This is a genomic window from Flavobacterium ovatum, from assembly GCF_040703125.1.
Classification (GTDB): domain Bacteria; phylum Bacteroidota; class Bacteroidia; order Flavobacteriales; family Flavobacteriaceae; genus Flavobacterium; species Flavobacterium ovatum.
Genome location: NZ_CP160035.1, coordinates 2,169,595 through 2,190,792 on the forward strand (window position 1 = coordinate 2,169,595; position 21,198 = coordinate 2,190,792).

Here is a 21,198-nt window from a genome sequence, read left to right on the forward strand (position 1 = left end):
AATATAATTACTGAAAATAATAAAGGTACTACTAGATGTTAATTTTTTCAATTGTTAAAGCAAAAACAACTCTCGGATACATTTTAAAAACGGACAAGGACATTGTAACTGTCGGTATTATACTCCAAAGGTTGTGAAATAGAAGGTGATAATAAAAGTAAATTTAGCGAAGCTATTGAAGTTGCAAAAAAATCTGATGTCATTATTTTGGCTATTGGAGAAGGATTTGGAATGTCAGCAGAAAACAGAAACAGAGCAGATATTAATATCCCAGGGGTTCAGGTAGAGTTGGCCAAAGAATTATCTAAGCTAAATAAACCAATTATTGTGGTTTTATTCAATGGAAGACCATTAACAATGCCATGGGTTTCAAAAAACATTCCTGTTATTCTTGAAGCTTGGTTCCCAGGTACACAAGGAGGAAATGCATTAGCGGATGTTATTTTTGGAGATTATAATCCTTCGGGGAAACTTCCTGCTTCTTTTCCAATTCATGTCGGACAAACACCGATGTATTATAATTATAAAAATACAGGACGTCCAATTAGAGAAGATGATTATAGATGGCAAACAAAGTATTTGGATGTGCCAAATAAACCAATGTATCCTTTTGGATATGGCTTAAGTTATACCCAATTTAAGTATTCTGATTTGAAGCTAAATAAAAAAGAAGTTCAATTTAAGGAAGTACTTGAGGTAAGTGTTAAACTTAAAAATTCAGGAAAATTTGATGGTGCTGAGGTTGTTCAACTTTATGTTCGTGACCTTTTTGGTAGCGTTACGCGTCCTGTCAAAGAATTAAAAGGTTTTGAAAAAGTATTCCTAAAAGTGGGAGAAGAAAAAGTAATCAGCTTTAAATTGACAAGTGATGATTTGAGATTTCATGACATAAATATGGATTTTGTAGCAGAATCAGGAAAGTTTAATGTTTTTGTAGGTGGTAATAGTAATGATGTACTACAATCGGACTTCAGTTTAGTAAAGTAATATTAGATTATGGTTTGTACTTTTTTCGAATAGAATTATCACAAGGTATTTTAAATCAAAATAAATATTAAAAGATTAGTTCAAAATTTGGTTGTTTTGAAAGGGATTGTTCTTCGGGATAGTCCCTTTTTTTGGTGTGCCAAATAACTCTCAGATACATTTTAAAAACGGACAAGAACATTAGAACGGTATTAATTATAGAGATTTGTTATCATTTTATAAAAAAATAACAATTGCATAACACTATTCACGTACAACTAGAATCTTTGTTTTTAGTACACTATAAAGATTGGTGTTTTTTGTCCTACTCTTATTTAAAGGACAAAGAAGAAGCAGAAGAGATAGTTCAAGATGTATGCGCTAAAATACTTTTGAAAAAAAAAGAGGAGGAGATCTTAAATCTAAAAGCATATATCATTGTTGCGATTAAAAATAGTTGTTTAAAAAAAATAAAATTCCAACAAAAGTTTAGTAGCCTATCAGAAACAGAATTAGTTAATGATTTTGAAACTATTGATGAACAAAACCAATCCTTAGAGCAGCAAACAGGAAAATTATTAAAGGTTATTGAAAAGCTACCCCAGCCTGCAAAAAATGTCTTTGTGAGATGTGTTATTGACGGTGAAAAATATCAAGAAGTGGCAGATACATTAGGGATATCTGTAAATACAGTTAAATATCATATAAAATCAGCCTATAAGAAAGTTCGCTTAGAAATGGTAGAATATTCTCTTGTTACGCTTCTATTATTGAAATTTATTAGGAAATAATCAAGTATAGAATTGGATTTGAATATCCTAAATAAGGATAAGTGTTTGGTTTTCAGACGATTATTGTGGTTGCTGCCTTTTTTTTGCCTTTTTTTATTTTTTTGACTACCCGATTATACTTTTTCGAGTCTTTATTATAACTAGTGTAAACTATGATTATAATTATTAGACTATGGACATAATAGATTTGATTGTCAAAAAATTGCATACTATTCCTCTTTCTAAACAAGAAGAGCAGTTTTTTATAGATTGGATTCAGGAATCAGATGAAAATGCTGTTTTCTATAGAGAATTAGAATTACTTAAAGATCAAGAGTCAGAGGAAGATCCATTTCGAGATCTTAATCCAGAATTGGCTTGGCAACAAGTATTATCAAAATACAAAAAAGTTTCCAAAAGGAATTCGATTCAGATTTTCATGAAACGAACTTTTAAATACGCTGCGATTTTTATAATTGCTTTGTCAGTAGGCTATTTTATTAGTGATTTTGTATTTAAACCGACCACTGTCTTAGTACCGAAAAACGAAGTCACTTTAGAATCGGAAAACGGTACTATTCAAGTACTCTCTTCGGATATAATTTACGGAATAAAAGACACGCAGGGGCATGTTTTAGGCGCAAAAAGTGGTAGTAAATTAGATTTTAGAGGCGTGAAGTATGTGGATAAATTAGTTTATAACACGTTAAAAGTTCCCTATGGGAAAAAATTTGAAATTACATTATCAGATGGAACGCTGGTCTATCTTAACTCAGGTTCTTCCTTTCGATTTCCAATCAATTTTATAAAGGGAGCTTCTCGAAAAGTTTTTTTAGAGGGTGAAGGATTTTTCGAAGTAACCAAAGATAAAAAACACCCTTTTATTGTAAGTACAGTTCCAGTAAATATTACTGTTTTGGGTACAAAATTTAATATATCTGCATATCCAGAAGATTTATGGGTAAACACTGTTTTGGTTGAAGGTGCAGTACAGCTTTATTCAAACGATAAAATAAACAAACACCATAAAAACATACGACTGCATCCTGGTGACCTAGCCAGCTGGAGTATCAATTCGAGTAAATCCAACTTACGACAAGTAGATACCGATATTTATACCAGCTGGATTGACGGTCGAATTGTATTCAAAAATCAAAAATTTGTGAATATCATCAAGAAGTTAGAGCGTCATTATGACGTAAAAATTAACAACAACTACAAAGAATTAAATTCAGAATTATTTACAGCAACTTTTGATGTAGAAAATATAGAAGAGGCTTTAAACTCATTTGCTGAAAACATACCTTTCATTTTTAAAATTAAAGAGAAAACCATAACAATTACTAAACCCTAAATATAAATCATGAAAAGAAGAAAAATTACAAACATTAACTAACCAACAAAAAAAACTAAAAAGGATTATGAAACAAACCACTCGTTTAAGAACCACTTCATTTCTTTCATCTCGATTGAAGTTGACATGGAGTTTAACTGCAATTTTCTGCATGGGAACAGTCGTTTCCAAAAGTGCAACAAGTTATTCTCAAAGTGTAAAAGTATCTTATGATTTCAATAATGTGAAAATCACATCCGTTTTTGAAAAAATAGAAAAAGATACCAAATACAAATTTTTATTTAACAACGAAGAAATTAAGGCTGACCGAATGATATCTGTTAAAGCCGATAATGTAGACCTTAAGACTGTATTAGAAAATATTTTTTTAGATACTAACGTTTCTTTTAAGGTCAAAAACAAGCAAATTATTCTTAAAGGAGAGAAAAATAACATTGATACTGAAGTTACAAGTAAAGCAATACAACAAATTCCGATAAAAGGAACCGTAAAAGATGCTGATGGAATGCCTATACCTGGTGCAAATGTTATGATAAAAGGAACCACAGTTGGAACCACAACAGATATAGATGGAAATTATGTATTAGCTGTTCCTGAAACTGCCAAAATTTTAGTTTTCTCCTATTTAGGTCTGCAAACAACCGAAGTTGCTATAAATGGCAAAAAAGTAGTCAATGTATCTTTAAAAAGTGATGCCGCTGCTTTGGATGAAGTTATCGTAATTGGATACGGCACAGTTAGAAAATCTGATGTTACAGGTTCATTATCTTCTGTAAGTACAGAGGATATGAATAAAACTCAAAATGTTTCTATAGCACAAGCTATTCAAGGTAGAGCTGCTGGAGTTTCAGTTTCCAAAAGTTCAGGGGGACCTGGGTCAACGCCGAGTGTGCGTATTAGAGGTGTCGGCACAGTTAATAATGCTGATCCTTTATATGTTGTAGATGGCGTACCTATTGTTGATATTTCTAGTATTAATATGGCGGACGCTAAATCGGTAGAGGTTTTAAAGGACGCATCTGCTACAGCTATTTATGGTTCTAGAGGTGCAAACGGTGTAATTCTGATCACAACAAATAGTGGGCGCAAAGGTAAGCCTACAATTTCTTATTCTACCTATACTGGTATTGAAACCAGAATTGATAATTTAGAAATATTAAATTCTGAACAGTGGGCAACTCTATACAACGAAGGTAATATTAATGATGGTAGGGTTGCCGATCCGGATTTAGCCAATCCAGCATCATTGCCTAATTATAATTGGAAAGATGCTGTTTATCGAAATGGTTCTATCCAAAGTCACCAAGTGGCAATTTCAGGAGGTAGTGAAAATTCTACCTATTATGTATCTGTGGGGAATATTTCTCAAAAAGGTATTATTGAAAACACATCTTATAAAAGAACAAATTTCAGGGTTAATAATACATACAATATAGCTTCTAAAATAAAAGTAGGACATAATATCCAATATGCAAAAGCTGAACAGCAATCGGTACCTTCGTTTGGTGGTAATTCAACTTCTAAAACTGCTTTTGTAGGGTATTTATTTGATCCTATTACTCCTTTTTATAATACAGATGGATCTTATTCTTTAGCAACGTACTCTTCACAAGCAGTTAATCCATTAGGGTTAGCAAGATATGGACAAAGCCCTCAAGTAAAAGAAAATTTTTTGGGGAACATATTTTTAGAAGTTAATATTCTAGATGGTTTAGTATTTAAATCAAATTATGGTTTAGAAATTACGAATACAAAAGTAGATAATTTTAAACCAGCATATTTTGTAGCATCAAACTTCAATTCGCCAGTGAGCACATATGATTTAAGTAGAATTGAAAATAGAGTTACGGTTCTTACCAATACTTTAAATTATAATAAAAAGTTAGCTGACAAACATAATATAACCGCTTTATTGGGACAAGAAGTTCAAGAGATTAATTGGAATAGTGTGGTTGCTCAACGTAGTGGAATTCCAGAAAGTGTTACAAGTCCAACGTTAGGGTCTGGTTCAGCTTCATCTGCCACAAATAATGGAGACATTACAAAGTCAAAACTATTATCTTTTTTTGGAAGAGTTAATTACAATTTTGATGATCGTTATTTGTTAACAGGTACCTACAGGATGGATGGATCGTCACGTTTTGGAGAAAATAACCGATGGGCAAAATTCCCTTCAATGGCTTTAGCGTGGAATCTTCACAATGAAAAGTTTTTTAATGTTGAGGCTATTAGTCAATTTAAATTTAGAGCTGGATGGGGAGAAACCGGAAATCAAAATATTCCCAACTCTGCAGCTTATAACACTCTGAATGTGGGGACAAATTATTTATATGGAAACGGTGAAACTACCAATTTAGGTATTGCTCCATTAAGACCAGGTAATGCCGATTTGAAATGGGAAACAACAATAACTAAAAATATTGGTCTTGATATAGCGTTATTGAATAATTCAGTAACATTTACTGCTGATTATTTTATCAAAAATACTTCTGATATGTTGATGGCAGCACCCATTTTACAAACTTCGGGTTATTCACAAGATCCCTATGTAAATGCGGGCGAAATAGTCAACAAAGGCTTAGAATTTACGGCTAACTATAAAAAGATAATTAATGACTTTTCATTTAGTGTAGGTGGGAATATATCTTTTATCAAGAATGAAGTGGTGAAACTAACTACTGAAGGCAGTATTATTCAAACCGGAGATGGTAACAATATGTATGGAATTAGTAGAACGGAAGCAGGACATTCATTAGCTTCTTTTTATGGATATAATATGCTCGGACTTTTTCAAAATCAATCGGAAATAAATAATTATGCAGCATTTCCAAACGCTAAGCCGGGTGATGTGAAATATGAGGATGTTAATGAAGATGGAATTATGGACGATAAGGATAAAGTTTATATAGGATCTCCTTTTCCTAAATTCACCTACGGAATCAATTTAGATATGTCATACAAACAATTTGACTTTTCTGCCTTTTTTCAAGGTAGTGAAGGGAATCAAATTTTCAATTCAACAAGTTATTGGTTAGATACTGATTTAGGATCAAATTCAACTACTAAAATTTTAGGGAGATGGACAGGTGAAGGAACATCTAATACGATACCTAGATTGACTTTTACTAATTCAAATAACAATGCAGTTGTATCAAGTAGATTCGTAAAAGACGGTTCTTATCTTAGATTAAAAAATATTCAAATAGGATATTCATTTTCAAAAAGTCTTTTAGATAAAATAGCATTAGATAAAGTTCGATTATATGTCTCAGGTCAAAATTTATTAACATTAACTAAGTATGACGGATTAGATCCTGAGCTAGGAGTAGATGATTCTCAAAATAATCCATTAGATATTGGAATCGATAGAGGAAGATACCCTTCTTCAAGAACTATTTCTGTAGGATTAGATATTAATTTTTAAAAATATTAAAAATGAAATTAAATAATAGTATTAAAAAGTATTTGAATTATTGTACCCTAATTCTAGTTGCAGGAGTTGTTTCCTGTGCAGATAACTATCTTGAAGTAGATTCGTACGGAGCACCTGTTCTAGAGAATTTTTATAAAACACCATTGGATGCTGAACAGGCTTTAAACGCGGCCTACTCACCAATGAGAGAGATGTATGGTGTAGAAAATTTTTGGGGTGTAATGGGAACGGATATTATTTTTGGAGATATTGGAACAGATGACTTTATAAAAGGAGGAAATAGATTAGTTGATAATCTTCCCTTATATCAAAAAGAAACGTATGATATTCCTACTTCAAACATTGCAATTGAGCAAATATGGAAAGTAAACTATAAAGGTATTTTGTATGCTAATTTGATATTAGAAAAAGTGCCAAGTATAGAATTTACTAATGCAAATAGGAAAAAAGAAATTATAGCTGAAGCTCATTTTTTGCGTGCTTATTATTTCTTTGATTTAGTTAATACTTTTGGAGGTGTACCATTAGTAGATAAAGTATTAGCTGCTGGAGAATATAATATTCCACGTTCAACTAAAAGTGAAATTTATGCTTTTATTGAGGCTGAATTACAAAAAACCATTGCCGATTTGCCATCCAGATTTTCAAAAGACTTATCTTATTTAGGTCATGCGGATAAAGGTGCCGCTATAGGGTTAATGATGCGTGTCTCATTGTATCAAAATAAAATGGGACAAGTAAAGACTTATGGTGAACAATTATTTTTAATACCACAATATGAGTTAGTAGAATATAAAACTATTTTTGAACCAGAAGGAGAGTGGAATTCAGGTTCTATTTTTGAAATTAACTTTTCATCAAATACTAGTGTTTTAGGAACAGGTATAACGCAACGAATTAGTCCTAAAAGCAAAAAAGGAGGAGGCTTTATGCAGGCAAAAGAAGGTTTGAGAAATGAATTTGAGCCAAATGACCCTAGATATTTAGCTACGTTTTATAATGTTTCAGGAGGTTATGGAACTGGTTGGTATGTGAAAAAATATTCTTGGGCCCCTTTTAGCAATAATCCAAGTCCTACGATTGGCGGAAATAACAACAGTGCCAATAATATTCGAGTTATTAGATTAGCAGATGCTTACTTAATGTATGCTGAGGCGATTTATAATATAGATCCAGTAACCTCTGTAAAGTATGTCAATAAAGTGAGGACTAGAGCTAGAGGTGCCCAGCCACTTACAGTAGTGCCAGATTTGCCTGAAACACTTAATGGGCAAGCTTTATTAGATGCAATTTATCATGAAAGACGTGTGGAATTAGCAGGTGAAGGATTTAGATATCAAGATTTATTACGAACAAATAGAGTAGATGCAATATTAGTTCCTTTGGGATTTGTTAAAGGTAAGCATGAAGTAATGCCTATACCTTATTCCCAAGTTACGTTATCAAAAGGTATTTTAAAACAAAATAATTATTAAGGATTGATTAGTTAAAATTGGTTGTTTTGAAAGGGATTGTTCTACGGAGCAGTCCCTTTTTTTTATTACTAAAATTATCAGTAGAGACATTATAAATACCCTCAGGCACATTTTACCTTTTTTAATGGAATAGATTTGTTTTAGTATAAGTAAATATTCAATAATGAATTGTGTATTATTTAACACATGTAGTTTTTTGAAACTCAATCTAATTATAAAAAAATGAAAAAATTAATCTACATAGGAATATTGTTTTTTATATTCCAAGGCTATTCACAAACCAAGAAATATGAGGATAATTGAGAGTCCATTAGAAGCGGATATACAATTCCAACTTGGTTTAAAGATGCCAAGTTTGGTGTTTTTTTGCATTGGGGACCCTATGCTGTACCAGAGGTAAGCAGTGAAAAATATCCAAAAGGGATTTACCAAAAAAGTTGGAGAGAGGGAGAAGTTTGGGATTTTCATCGTGCCAATTATGGTGACCCTTCCAAATTTGGTTACAAAGATTTAATTCCACTTTTTAAAGCAGAAAAATTTAACGCCGACGAATGGATACAATTGTTTAAGCAATCAGGAGCAAAATATGTAGTTCCTGTGGGAGAGCATCATGATGGATACGCCATGTATAACTCTCATTATACACGTTGGAACGTGGTGCAAACTGGTCCCAAAAAAGATATAATGAAATTATTATCGGATGCTTGCAAAACACAAGGGATGAAATTTGGAATATCTTCACATTATGCTTTAAATAGAGCTTATTACAGTCATGAAGATCCAACTTGGGATACCAATAATCCTGAGTTTTACGATTTATACAATGAACCGGTAGAACGAAACTCTTTACCAACCAAAAAGTTCTTAAATATGTGGTGGAATAGAACTACCGACATTATTGATAATTACCAACCAGATTTATTGTGGTTTGATTTTGGTTTGGATAAACCAGGTTTTGAATCGGTACACAAAAAAATATTGTCGTATTACTATAATAAAGGACTGGACTGGAATAAAGGAGTTGTTTTTCAAGATAAAAACATGGGGAACGAATCGTTTCCTAAAGATTTAATAGTACTGGATATTGAACGTGGAAGAATGGACGGTATTTACGAATTACCTTGGCAGACGGATACCTCCATTGGAAAAAAATCTTGGGGATATATTAAAGATGAAGAATATAAAACGTCCAACTATTTGATAGATGAGTTAATAGATATTGTTAGTAAAAACGGTTGTTTACTACTGAATATTGGACCAAAGGCTGACGGAACAATTCCTGCTGAAGCTAAAAAGATTCTAACGGAAATGGGAGAATGGCTGAATCCTAATTCAGAAGCTATTTTTAGCACCAGACCGTGGAAAATTTATGGTGAAGGACCAACAAAAGTTAGTAAAGGACATCATTCTGAAGGCGAAAATGCCGAGGCTACTTTTGAGGATATTCGCTTTACCACAAAAGGGGATATCCTTTATGCAATTGCGCTAGATTGGAGTAAAAATGGTAACTTCAATGTAAAATCATTAGCTACGGGGAATAAATTGGAGCTGAAAAAAGTAAAATCAGTTGAATTGATTGGCGGAAAAAAAGTCAGTTGGAAGCAAACTTCTGAGGGGCTTCAGATTAAAGTCAATGAAGATAAATCCAAACAAGCAGCATTAGCATTTAAAATTGAATTTAAAAACTAAAAAAAAAGTGTGGTAGAGTTTGCTTTACAAGGATTATTCGGCAAACTTTAAGGTAATTTTCACTATTTAATTTTTATTAAAAAAAGGTACATGAAAAATATTTTTCAACTGATTATTCTCCTGAGTTTCAGTTTTTCGATAAACGCTCAAAATAAAATTAAAACACCCGAATTTTCAAAAGCAGGTTTTTTTGAAGTGAAAGATGGTGGACGTACTGTTTATAATTTCAATATTGGTTGGCGATTGTTTTTAGGGGAAAGCGAAGATGCGTTCAAAAGCGATTTTAATGATGCTGATTGGAAAATTGTTAACTGCCCAAACGGATTGCAATTAAATGCGAGTGAAGCAAGTGGAAGTGTTAATTATCAAGGTGTGGCTTGGTATCGAAAGTCATTTACACCTAATAATTCATCGAAAGGTAAAAAAGTAAAAATACACTTTGAAGGTGTTATGGGGAAATGTAAAATTTGGTTGAATGACCAAGTTTTAGGAGAACATTTTGGAGGTTATCTTCCTTTTGAAATGGATGTTACAGACAAATTAAAATGGAATCAAAAAAATATAGTAGTTGTAAAAGCTGATAATAGTGATGACCCCTTGTACGCTCCTGGAAAGCCGCAAACACGTTTAGATTTTGCTTATTTTGGTGGGATTTATAGAGATGTTTTTTTAGTAGAATCATCAAAAGTGTACGTTACTAATCCTAATGCGGTAGACAAAATAGCTGGTGGTGGAATTTTTGTGCATGTTGAAAAAGTTTCAAAATCTCAAGCCACGGTAGCAATACAGGTTGATATTCAGAATGATTCACCAAGAAGCGAAAAGATAAATGCAACCCTTCTTTTAATTGATCATGCAAACAAGGTGGTTTCTAAATCAATTCAAAAGTTAAGTGTATCAAAAGGGAATTCGACAAAAATTAAAACGACTATCAACGTTGAAAATCCAAAATTATGGTCACCTTGGTCACCTACTTTGTATCGTCTGGAAGTATTGTTAACAGACAATAATCAACAAAAATTAGATGGAGTGGCAACACGAATTGGATTGCGAACCATTGAATTTAAAGGAAAGGAAGGTTTCTTTTTGAATAATGAGTTGTATCCTGGGAAATTAATTGGAGTAAATCGCCATCAAGATTATGGTTATGTGGGGAATGCTTTGCCTAACAATGGTCAATACAATGATGTTTTAATTATAAAAAACGGAGGCTGTGATATCGTTCGTGCCGCTCATTATCCTGCTGATCCCGCATTTATGGATGCTTGTGATGCATTAGGCTTGTTTTATATTGAAGCGACTCCAGGTTGGCAATTTTGGAATAGCGAAAATCCAATTTTTGAAAAACGAGTGTATCAAGATATTCGAAATATGGTACGCCGTGATCGAAATTATGCTTCGGTTATTATGTGGGAACCTATTTTGAATGAATCGCAATATCCAGATTATTTTGCAAAAAAAGCACATGATCTGATACATGAAGAATATCCTAAACAAGGAGCATATACGGTTTGTGATAAAAAAGCAGATGGTCAAGAATATTACGATGTCATTTACGAGCACGATTACAATGTTGATTTGGTAAATGAAAACAGATGTTCTTTTACACGTGAATTTGGAGATAATGTAGATGATTTTAGTTCACAAAATTCAACAAGTAGAGTGTCACGGGGTTGGGGAGAACAACCACAATTGATACAAGCACAATTTTATGCTGACGTTCCTTATGAGCATACTACCATTGAGACTTTATACAATATGGCTCCGCAACATATTGGGGGCACGTTATGGGCTGGTTTTGATCATCAACGTGGTTATGCTCCTGATCCTTTTTATGGAGGATTAACAGATGTTTTTCGTCAAACGAAGTATTCCTATAATATGTTTAAAAGTCAGCGAAATGTATCAGAGAAGGATGCGCCTTATATTTTTATTGCTCACGAAATGACTCCTTTTTCTAGTAAAGATGTAACGGTTTATACAAATTGTGAAGAAGTTCGATTGACCCTGCACGACGGTATGGAAATAATTCAAAAGCCAGCAACAAAGTCAGAAGTTGAGTTGAAATTAGTAAAAAGAGGCGAACCAAAAATAAGAATCGCCAAACCGTATAAAAAAATGCCCCATCCCATTGTGAACTTTGAAAATGTATTTGATTTTATGGATACTAAAAATTTACATAGGTCGGGCGGTAAAAGTAAATCAAGTATACTCGCAGAGGGGCTCATAGGAGGGAAAGTAGTCGTTTCGTCAAGAAAAACAGCTTCTAAAAAACCGACTAGAATTCAATTAACCGTTGAAGATCATGGGCAACAACTACAAGCAAATGGTTCCGATTTTGTGGTAGTGGTAGCTTCAATTATAGATGAAAGCGGAGTTGTTAAACGTTTAAATGATAATGCTATTCGATTTAAAATTTCTGGTGAAGGTGAAATAATTGGTGATGCGTCTATTGAAGCAAATCCTAAAAAATTAAGTTGGGGCACCGCTCCCTTATTGGTAAAATCTACCTTGAAATCAGGTAAAATAAAAGTTATAGCATCGCTCGTGTCAAGCGGAATAAACACACCATTGGATGGGGAAATTGAGTTTGAAAGCATTCCTTCAAATGATTTGTTTATACAAGATGAAATTGGGTCAGAAAATGAAACAGTTGCTGTTAAAAGCTCTAAAACTGACAGAACTATGGATGATTTGACGCGAAAGAATAAAGAACTTTTGAAGAAAATTATTGACTTAGAGTTGAAAAAGGAAGAGAAAAATCAATTAGAGTACGATAAAAACCGTTAATTTTCTAGTGCATTACTAGAGATTACTATTACGTGATAAAAATAAAAACATAACAATCAAGATGATAAAAAAAGGAATTTTAATAGTCGTAAGTGTGTTAGGTTTGCTAACTACTTGTCATAGTCAAAATGCTCAAAGCAGACCCAATATTTTATGGATAATGATTGAGGACTGGAGTCAAAATTTATCGTGTTACGGGACAAAGGGCGTCTATACTCCCAATATTGACCAGTTGGCCAAAGAAGGGGAAAGGTTTACAAATTCATTTACCACCTCTCCAGTTTGTTCTACCTCTAGATCTGCCATGATGACGGGATTTTACCAAAATTATATTGGAGCAAATCAGCACCGAACATACAAAAAAGTGCCTTTACCTTATGGTATAAAGCCCATTCCGAAATTACTAGAAGAAGCGGGATATTTTACTTCGCTAATGAGTTGGAAAGTAGATTGTAATTTTCTTCCAGATAAAAAAGAGGAATTGTTTATGGATACCTCTGATTATACTAAGAAGAATCAAATAGGATGGCGTAATAGAAAAAAAGGGCAACCTTTTTTTGCTAGTATTACGTTTCAAGATACGCATAGACCTTGGGATAGAGACAGTATAAGACCTATTAATTTAAACGATGTAGTGGTGCCTCCTTATTATGCAAATACAGATTTGGTAAAAAGGGATTGGGCCAATGGCTTAGAACAAGTTCAGATCGTGGATAGGCAAATAGGGATATTACTAGACCTATTAAAGAAAGATGGTTTGGCTGATAATACGTTAGTTTTTTTTATATCAGATCACGGTGGTTGTCATATCAGAGGGAAACAATTTTTATATGATGAAGGAATCAAAATTCCCATGATTATGAAATGGCCAGGCAAAATAAAACCCAATGTAGTCAATGATGATATGGTCATGTCGATTGATATTTGTGCCACTATTTTGGAAGCCGCAGGTGTAAAAGAACCAGTCCCTTTGCATGGTAAAAGTTTATTTAGCAAAGAAGTGAAGGATAGGAAATACATTTTTGCAGCAAGAGATCAAATGGACGAGACTCATGATGCGATGAGAGCGGTGCGTTCCAAAAAATACAAATTGATTCACAACTTAATGCCAGAGCGTCCTTATTTACAATTTAATAGTTACAAAGAAGGAGCCTATCCCGTTTTGGCAGAAATGAATGTTTTGCATTTAGAAGGAAAATTAACAAAAGAGCAAGATCAGTTTTTCTCGGCTACCAAACCTGTTTTTGAATTATATGATATCGAAAAGGATCCTTATGAATTAAGAAACTTAGCCGATGTCGCTAGTTATAAAGTGATAAAAGAAGATTTGATAAAAGTCTTAAACAATTGGAGACAAAACGTAATTAAGGACAAAGGAATATCTGAAGATTTTAAAGCGAATGGCATATTTCCGGATAAGTGCCCAACTCCAACAGTTGACGAATGGGTAGTTAAAAACAAGGATAATTATGATTTTGAAAAATATGGTTGGCCAAGCTGGTATCCAACTAAAACTTTAGAGGAATGGAAAAGAGTTAAACAAATTTGGGTTCCTTATGTATATAGAGAAGCTAACAATCACATGAAAAGACCGCAAGTTTCTTTATCAGATAGTAAAGAACATTAATAGTGCTCCATAAGTATTTATAGAAAATGGTAAAGTAAATCCATTACCAGATCGAGCTATTGGGAACCCCGATGGTAAATATGATGTGTATAGAACAGGTGTTGCTGGATTAGATTTTAAAATTGAAGAGATTAGTCCGTATTTTTTCGAAAAATCTGTTGAGTACATGATAAAGCAAGCCAATAAAAAAAAGACTTTCTTTTTATATTTAGCATTGCCGTCACCGTATACACCCATTTTGCCTATAAAAGAATTCCAAGGAAAAAGTGAATTGAACCTTTATGGTGATTTGAAAGGTAAAAAACAAAAAAATGATGATTATACAAGTAATTGGGAGCAGATTGAATTCTAAAAAGAAATGAAGCATTAACTACATTTATTTATCAAATAATTTTAAAGCAAAATAATTACTAAAAATATTTTTCAAAATTTGGTTGTTTTGAAAGGGATTGTTCTTCGGGACAGTCCCTTTTTTTGGTGAAGTTACCTAGACTTTTTTTAATAACCCATCTATTGTATTGTGAAGCACATATGTTAGAATTACAATGTAGAGTAGTATTTATATTTGTAAAGCTGTATTTTTTGGTGTTTTAAAAAAGTAAAATTACAGTTAGTTATGTTTATTAATCAAAATTGATACAAGCATGAAAGTATTTCTATATTTAGGTATAGTTTTTAGTCTGTTCTCCTGTGGGAAACAATTGAACCAAGTTAGTGATAAAGCACAAAAGCCTTTTCCATTATATTTAAAAGATTTAGATCCAAATAGAAAGTTAAGCTCAGCTACGGAACGAAGTCTTAAAAAATATGACGCTCCGCTATTATTGGACAATGAGCTGTACACCAATTTTAGATACACAGAGCTGGAAGGTTTTAATTATAACAATGGAGATGGTACCATTTCAAGAAGAGATCCCTCCAGAATGATTTTTGAAAACGGAAAATACTATGTTTGGTACACCTATCGAGAAACCGCAACTCCTCCAAGAGGATACGAAGGCTCTAGTGAAACTATCCCATATAGAGATTGGGATTTGTGTGAAATTTGGTATACTATAAGTACAGAAGGCTTTACCTGGAAAGAACAAGGGATTGCCGTTAATCGTCCCGATAGTCCTAATATAGGTCATCTTTCTGTTGCGACTGCAGATATTTTAAAATGGAAAGGAAAATTTTACTTGTATTATTAAGCATTTAACGATCCAAGTGGAAAACCTACTGCAGATATTGGAGGGGCAACAGACATTTGTCCTGTAGCAATGTCCTATGCTGATTCGCCTGATGGACTATGGAAACCTAGTAATAAAGTAGTTATTCCTTTTGGAGAAGCAAATGAATGGGATCATAGAGTAATTCATGATCCATCCCCACTTATTCATAACGAAAAAATATATTTGTATTACAAATCTGGTTTAGATAAAAGAGACGCTAATAATAAATATTGGGATTGCTGGGGGCTAGCTATTGCTGATTCACGACAAGGGCCATTTGTAAAACATCCACTTAATCCTGTGAAGAACTCAGGGCTATTGTTGGTACGGATGGAGTAGAACATTATACTATTCAATATGCTAAAGATTGGGTGAATTTCGAAATCGCTTCTGTAACTAAATTGATTCCAACGGCTGCAGGTGTTTTTTCAAAAGATGCTTTTACTGATAACAAAAATGCAGATGGTATTACTTGGGGATTAGCGCACTTTACAAATGTAGCGCATGATAGTCAAAAGGATTATTCTAAACTAGGACGATTTGACTGTGATTTGAGTCAGAAAATAAATGATCCCAGCATGAAACAATCCAATCTTATGGATGCTAATGAACTATATTTTAAGCAAGGATTATCAAAAGCTCAAAAAGAACGAATTCTAAATGATAATAAGCTTTTTTTGAAGAAATAATATAGAATTTTAGGTGCTTAATTAGGGCTTTATAGATGCCGAAATAGTTAAAACTATGTACTATAGTGCATTTCGCTTTTACCTTCTAAAAATGTACATTTGATATATGAATTTTCAAAGGACAAATAGACTTATAATATCAAGATTAACGGTTCATATAGTTTGGGTTGGAAAATATAGATATGCCATTTAGCAAGAAGATATAAAAATTCGCTGTAGAACTATTTTGATACAAATATGTGAAGCGGAAGGAGTTAAAATATTAAAAGGAGTTATGTCGAAAATGTTTACATGCACATTGAATAGCGACCTTCGCAAGATGTTAGCACTTTAGTTAAATTAATGAAAGGACGTTCTTCAATAAAACTCCAAATAGAATTCCTAGAGCTTAAAAAAAGATATTGGGGTCGTCATTTTTGGGCAATAGGTTTTGGGTGTTGGAGTACAGGTAATATTACAGATGAAATGGTAAATCAATATCAGGAACATCATCGAAACCCGAATGAAAGTAATAATGATAACTTCATAATTGAAGACTAGCAACATGCAGACTTTAAGTCTGACAACCAAATCTATGGACTTAAAGTCCATAGTGGTTTAGTTTTTGAAACTCATGTGTTCGCCCTAGTGGTTGACTGCGTAAAGTGCCAAAGTAAATAAAAAAGAGTTTTATATTTATATAAATGTAAAACTCTTTTTGGTATTAAATATTTGTGATTGATTCCTCAAATTTTGAGGGATTGAAGCGGCATCCTTTTTGGTCTGGCTTTTGCCAGACCAAAAAGATATAGCGAAAAGGCCCGACCCGATTTTTACTCGTCCCGATAGCTACCGGGAGCCCAGATTATTTTCCTTCGATTAACCAATTTTTGAAATCGTAGAAATTCTGTGGTGCTACTCCGTGACCTACAGGGTATTCTTTATAGGTGGCGTTGATGTTCAAGTCTTTCAAAAAAGGTCCCGTTTTACGAGCCCATTCTACGGGAATCACCTGGTCTACGGTTCCGTGTGAGTGGAATATTCTTAGGGTGCTAAAATCGTTGTTTTGGAAATTAGCTTCCATGATTTCGGCATTGGCGTAACCACTTAGTGCAATAACATTTTTTATTTTTTCTGGGTGTGAAAGAGCAATGGCATAACTTAAAATAGCACCTTGACTGAAGCCTAATAAACAAATATTATCGGTGTCAACAGGGTAATTGGCTACCAATTCTTCAATAAAATTAGCGATTATATCACGAGATTCACGAGCTTGATCAAGGTCGGAAAATTTGTTTTCGTTGGCGTCAAAATTGATGGCATACCACGCATAACTGCCGTATTGCAGGTCATAAGGTGCACGAGCGGAGATAATGTAATATTCCTCTGGAAGCTCGGATGCGAACGAAAATAAATCGGCTTCGTTGCTGCCGTAACCGTGCAATAGTAAGATTAACGGATTTTTATCAAGTTTTGTTTTTGGTTCTCTGATGAGGTATTCTAATGATAAATTCATTGGCATTATACGTTTTTAAATATTTTTTGGAATTGCGCTCCCAAAAGTGGAATCAGCTTTGTTTCGCCTTGTAAAGCACCAATAAATCCGTAGATCCAAAGAATGAAATAAAATAAATAAAAGGCTGATGAGATGGTCCAACTGTCAAAATAGCCAATGAAATAGCCGATTAAGAAAAAGGATAGAAAAATACCTAAGGCTTGACGAATATGAAAAGATGCAAAAGTGTATTTTTTGTCGTTGTTCATAAATAGAGCAATGACAGCTCCAATAATGGTAAAATAGCTAATAATGGCTATGTTTTTACTTTCTTTATTCATGTTTAAAATTTAGTCTGCTAAAATTAATTGTCCTTGATTGTAAATTCCATATGCTTTTCCTTTAGTTTTCATACTTAAGAAAGCGGAATTTTTAGATTTTGAAAGTATCGATGCTGTGCTAAAAGTGTTTTTGCCTTCTGGGTTAAACAAACTTAAATTGGCAATAGAACCTTCGGCGATAGGTTGTGATACGATAGAAAAAGTAGCTTTTCCGGCGGTTAATTTATCTATGACGATTTCCAATGGTAAAATGGTAAGCAAAGCACCAAAAGCACTTTCGAGACCTACGGTTCCGTTTTTGGCCATGTCAAATTCCATTTTTTTATGTTCGATATCAATCGGGTTGTGGTCTGTGGTTATCATGTTGATGGTTCCGTCAAGAACGCCGTCCAACAAAGCTTTGCGGTCAATATCGGTACGTAACGGTGGACTCACTTTGAAACGGCTGTCAAATTCTTCTAGTTTTTCGTCGGTAAAAACCAAGTTGTGAACAGCTGCACTTGCGGTAACTTGCAATCCTTTGGCTTTGGCGTCACGAATCATTTGAACCGATTTGGCCGTTGAAACCGTTGGAATATGCATTTTTCCACCAGTATATTCTAGTAAAAAAAGATTACGGGTTATTTGCAATTCTTCTGCAAGGTTTGGAATCCCTTTGAGTCCCAATCGAGTAGAAACCACCCCTTCGTTAACCACCCCGTTTCCTTTTATTTTTTCGTCTTGTGGAAAAGCAATGACTAATCCGTCAAAATCTTGTACGTATTGCAAAGCGATTTTCAACATATTGGCGTTGTCTTGGCTTTTATTATAATCACCAAAAGCAACGGCTCCAGCGTTTTTCATGTCGAATAATTCGGCTAAGTCTTTCCCTTCGCTTCCTTTGGTCAAAGCACCAATAGGGTAGAGCTGGGTTGCGCTTCCGTTGGCTTTGTTTTTTACAAATAAAATTTGCGATTGGTTGTCAATCACTGGGAAGGAATTGGGTTGCAAAGCAATAGCGGTAAAACCACTTTTGGCTGCGACTTTTAGTCCGTTTGCAATTGTTTCACGGTCTTCAAAACCAGGTTCACCTAGAGAAACGCTAGAATCGAACCAACCTTGAGAAACGTGAAGGTTTTCGAGTTTTAGTTCCTCAGTATTATCTGTATTAGGAAGTGCTGTTCCTATTTTTGAAATGCTGCCATCTTCAATTAAAATATCTACAATTTGAGTATCAAAAGTACTTTGAGGGTCGATAATTTTTGCGTTTCGGATGATTAGTTTCATAAAGTAGTGCTGTTTTTTTATTTCAAAAATCGAATAATTGCCATTTCAGCCAATAGAAAAAGCAGTGCAAAGATAACAAACCATTTCCAAATTTGACTGTCTGTGCGGTCGGTTTGTAATTGGTTAATCACGGTCGAAATAGATTCTATGGTTTTATAGTCAGATAAAGTAACTTCATTGGCGGTACTTTGTTGGCTTTCAGTTCGGTTGTAATTGAAGCTGATGTTTTCTACAGGATTTTTTTGATTGTAAATTTCGTAGTTCCCTGCTTTTTTTGGGTAGTCGTTGAAGCTCAGTTTTACTTTATCGTTTATCGCTTGCTGTACCGGAATGAATTCTTCGTTTTTATTTTTAACACTCAAAACAGCATCTTTGGACAAGGTTGCAGATACCAAATACGGACTACTATGGCCGATAATGCGAGCGTTGATGCCGTTATTATTGTGTAAGGTGGCCATTTTATAAAATGTTGGCACAATCAAGGGGGATTGCTGAAAATTGGTGTTAGTCGTATTCAAAGATGCGGAAAAAATGGAAATAGAACTAACTGAATTCACTATCGAAGTCAAGAAACTACTACTGTCTTCATAATATAAAGCAACCGAATTAGTACCTATAATATCAAAATTACTTTTGGTTTTTGGGTATTGAAAATTGCTCACTTTACTCTCAAAAACGGATCCAAACAAAGGATGAGCAAAATTGATTTTTGTAATTTGCTTTTCGGTCATCGCCAAAGGTTTGACTTGTATGTTTCCAATCGCATTTAGGAATTCATTCAGGTTTGCTGTGGTTGCTTTTTGCGAAGGTATCACGACTAAATTCCCGCCTTTTTGAACAAAAGATTTCAGAGTAGTTTGTAAGGCAGTCGGAATCCATTCAAGTTCGTTTAATACAATTGCATTTTGCTTTTCAATGGTATTGTAGTTCAAGGAAGCAAGCGGACTGTTTGCAAAATTAAATTCGTCAGAGGTGTAGATTCGATTTAAGAAATTGCTTTTGTCAGCTTCGCCAATGCTTAGAACGGCTGTTTTTGTAGGTTTTAAAATACTAAAATAGTAGTAGTTATCGAATGTAAGTCCGTTGTCTTCGATGGAAACTTTTCCGTGAAATTCTTGTTTCGGAATCGTAAAGGGAATCGTTTTTTTATTTTTATCGAAAGTCACGATGGTTTTCGCAATCAATTTATTGCCGTTATAAATCGCAATCGAACTATTTTGATTGGGATCGCCTTGGCTGGACAATTCGACGTTTAACTCGTAGAAATTCTCCAAAGTTTCTTGAATGAAAACACTGTCAATAGCAATGTTGTTTTTTTGTTCTGCTTTCGGAATAATGAAATAAGCATTGTCTTCTTTTCGAATGCTTTGCAGTTGTTTTTTTTCTAATCCAACCGCATCGGTGATGATGATGATGTCTTTTTTGAAAGCCGATTTGTGTGCTTGCACTTGCGTCAAAAGGGCTTCTGCTTGAAACGGGATTCCGCTATAATCCAGATTTTGCAAATCCGACTGAATTTCTTTTTTGGTGGTATTCCAAAAAGTTTCAGAATTGGTTAATAGTGAAAAAGTAGTTTTTTCAGGAAGGTTCTCCAATAATTCTTGTACGGCACGTTTTAGCAATTCGCCTTTTTGTCCTTTGGCTTGCATGCTTAGGGAATTGTCAAGAATAATATACAATTCGTTTGTACTGTTTTTGCTGTCTTTGGCTTCGAAAAAAGGTTGTGCAAAAGCCAAAATTATTAAAGCCAATAGGAGTAACCGGCAAGCGAGGAGTAACCATTTTTTGATGGTCGAACTTTTGCGGGTTTGGATGGAAAGTGCTTTCAAAAACCGAACATTGGTAAAATATTCTTTCTTAAAACGTCTCAATTGAAACAAATGAACCAAAATTGGTACAATCAATAAAAACAGAAAGTATAAAAGTTCGGGATGTTTAAAGTGCATTTAGTATTTCAATTATTTATTTGAAAAGAGATATTGATTCTCCAAAAATACAAATTTGTAAAGAGTTTTGAATAGAGAGCGTCTGTTTTTTTGCCACGAATTACACGAATTAGCACGAATGAATTATTTGTAGCAGTAATTCGTGCTATTATTTTTTTAGTTTTTTA

16 protein-coding genes and 1 pseudogene are annotated in these 21,198 nt (G+C 33.7%); 13 read left to right on the plus strand and 4 right to left on the minus strand.

Annotated features, from left to right (window positions below):
- Nucleotides 1–138: 138 nt before the first annotated feature.
- The 13 genes and pseudogenes from ABZP37_RS09300 (at nucleotide 139) to tnpA (ending at nucleotide 16,544) form a co-directional block, all read left to right on the plus strand.
- Nucleotides 139–987 (plus strand): glycoside hydrolase family 3 C-terminal domain-containing protein, encoded by an 849-nt coding sequence (locus tag ABZP37_RS09300; RefSeq protein WP_366187514.1) that lies wholly within the window; start codon nucleotides 139–141, stop codon nucleotides 985–987.
- A 233-nt stretch (nucleotides 988–1,220) separates the two neighbouring features.
- Entirely contained in the window at nucleotides 1,221–1,757 is a 537-nt protein-coding gene (locus ABZP37_RS09305; protein WP_366182428.1) for a sigma-70 family RNA polymerase sigma factor, read from the plus strand.
- Between the two features lie 172 nt (nucleotides 1,758–1,929).
- The gene (locus ABZP37_RS09310; RefSeq protein WP_366182430.1) at nucleotides 1,930–3,090 is read left to right on the plus strand and encodes a FecR domain-containing protein; all 1,161 of its coding nucleotides are present in this window, start codon (nucleotides 1,930–1,932) and stop codon (nucleotides 3,088–3,090) included.
- Nucleotides 3,091–3,157: 67 nt separating this feature from the next.
- Nucleotides 3,158–6,514, plus strand: a complete 3,357-nt coding sequence (locus ABZP37_RS09315; protein ID WP_366182431.1) for a SusC/RagA family TonB-linked outer membrane protein — start codon at nucleotides 3,158–3,160, stop codon at nucleotides 6,512–6,514.
- Nucleotides 6,515–6,525: 11 nt separating this feature from the next.
- Nucleotides 6,526–7,998: a RagB/SusD family nutrient uptake outer membrane protein gene (locus ABZP37_RS09320; RefSeq protein ID WP_366182433.1), complete on the plus strand. Its 1,473-nt coding sequence runs from the start codon at nucleotides 6,526–6,528 to the stop codon at nucleotides 7,996–7,998.
- Nucleotides 7,999–8,325: 327 nt separating this feature from the next.
- Complete coding sequence (locus ABZP37_RS09325) at nucleotides 8,326–9,687, plus strand: alpha-L-fucosidase (RefSeq protein WP_366187515.1); 1,362 nt, start codon at nucleotides 8,326–8,328, stop codon at nucleotides 9,685–9,687.
- Between the two features lie 90 nt (nucleotides 9,688–9,777).
- Nucleotides 9,778–12,477 (plus strand): glycoside hydrolase family 2 TIM barrel-domain containing protein, encoded by a 2,700-nt coding sequence (locus ABZP37_RS09330; protein ID WP_366182434.1) that lies wholly within the window; start codon nucleotides 9,778–9,780, stop codon nucleotides 12,475–12,477.
- A 61-nt stretch (nucleotides 12,478–12,538) separates the two neighbouring features.
- A complete protein-coding gene (locus tag ABZP37_RS09335; protein WP_366182436.1) occupies nucleotides 12,539–14,104 on the plus strand; it encodes a sulfatase in 1,566 nt (521 codons plus the stop codon).
- Nucleotides 14,105–14,189: 85 nt separating this feature from the next.
- On the plus strand, nucleotides 14,190–14,456 hold the full coding sequence (locus ABZP37_RS09340) for a hypothetical protein (protein WP_366182438.1): 267 nt from the start codon (nucleotides 14,190–14,192) through the stop codon (nucleotides 14,454–14,456).
- 292 nt (nucleotides 14,457–14,748) lie between these two features.
- Nucleotides 14,749–15,294 (plus strand): hypothetical protein, encoded by a 546-nt coding sequence (locus tag ABZP37_RS09345; protein WP_366182439.1) that lies wholly within the window; start codon nucleotides 14,749–14,751, stop codon nucleotides 15,292–15,294.
- Nucleotides 15,295–15,363: 69 nt separating this feature from the next.
- Complete coding sequence (locus tag ABZP37_RS09350) at nucleotides 15,364–15,654, plus strand: hypothetical protein (protein ID WP_366182440.1); 291 nt, start codon at nucleotides 15,364–15,366, stop codon at nucleotides 15,652–15,654.
- Nucleotides 15,655–15,686: 32 nt separating this feature from the next.
- Nucleotides 15,687–16,004, plus strand: a complete 318-nt coding sequence (locus tag ABZP37_RS09355; RefSeq protein ID WP_366182442.1) for a hypothetical protein — start codon at nucleotides 15,687–15,689, stop codon at nucleotides 16,002–16,004.
- 106 nt (nucleotides 16,005–16,110) lie between these two features.
- Nucleotides 16,111–16,544, plus strand: a pseudogene (gene tnpA / locus ABZP37_RS09360) (IS200/IS605 family transposase).
- Between the two features lie 304 nt (nucleotides 16,545–16,848).
- Here the strand turns inward: tnpA and ABZP37_RS09365 are convergent.
- From ABZP37_RS09365 to ABZP37_RS09380, 4 genes are read right to left on the minus strand one after another with little or no spacing between them, the layout of a single operon-like run.
- Entirely contained in the window at nucleotides 16,849–17,499 is a 651-nt protein-coding gene (locus ABZP37_RS09365) for an alpha/beta hydrolase-fold protein (RefSeq protein WP_366182444.1), read from the minus strand.
- Nucleotides 17,500–17,504: 5 nt separating this feature from the next.
- Nucleotides 17,505–17,819 carry a hypothetical protein gene (locus tag ABZP37_RS09370; protein ID WP_366182446.1) on the minus strand — a complete coding sequence of 105 codons (315 nt, stop codon included), beginning with the start codon at nucleotides 17,817–17,819 and terminating at the stop codon, nucleotides 17,505–17,507.
- A 9-nt stretch (nucleotides 17,820–17,828) separates the two neighbouring features.
- Nucleotides 17,829–19,085, minus strand: coding sequence for a dihydroorotase (locus ABZP37_RS09375; RefSeq protein ID WP_366182448.1), 1,257 nt, complete (start codon nucleotides 19,083–19,085; stop codon nucleotides 17,829–17,831).
- Between the two features lie 17 nt (nucleotides 19,086–19,102).
- Nucleotides 19,103–21,031 (minus strand): BatA and WFA domain-containing protein, encoded by a 1,929-nt coding sequence (locus ABZP37_RS09380; protein WP_366182450.1) that lies wholly within the window; start codon nucleotides 21,029–21,031, stop codon nucleotides 19,103–19,105.
- Between the last annotated feature and the right edge of the window lie 167 nt (nucleotides 21,032–21,198).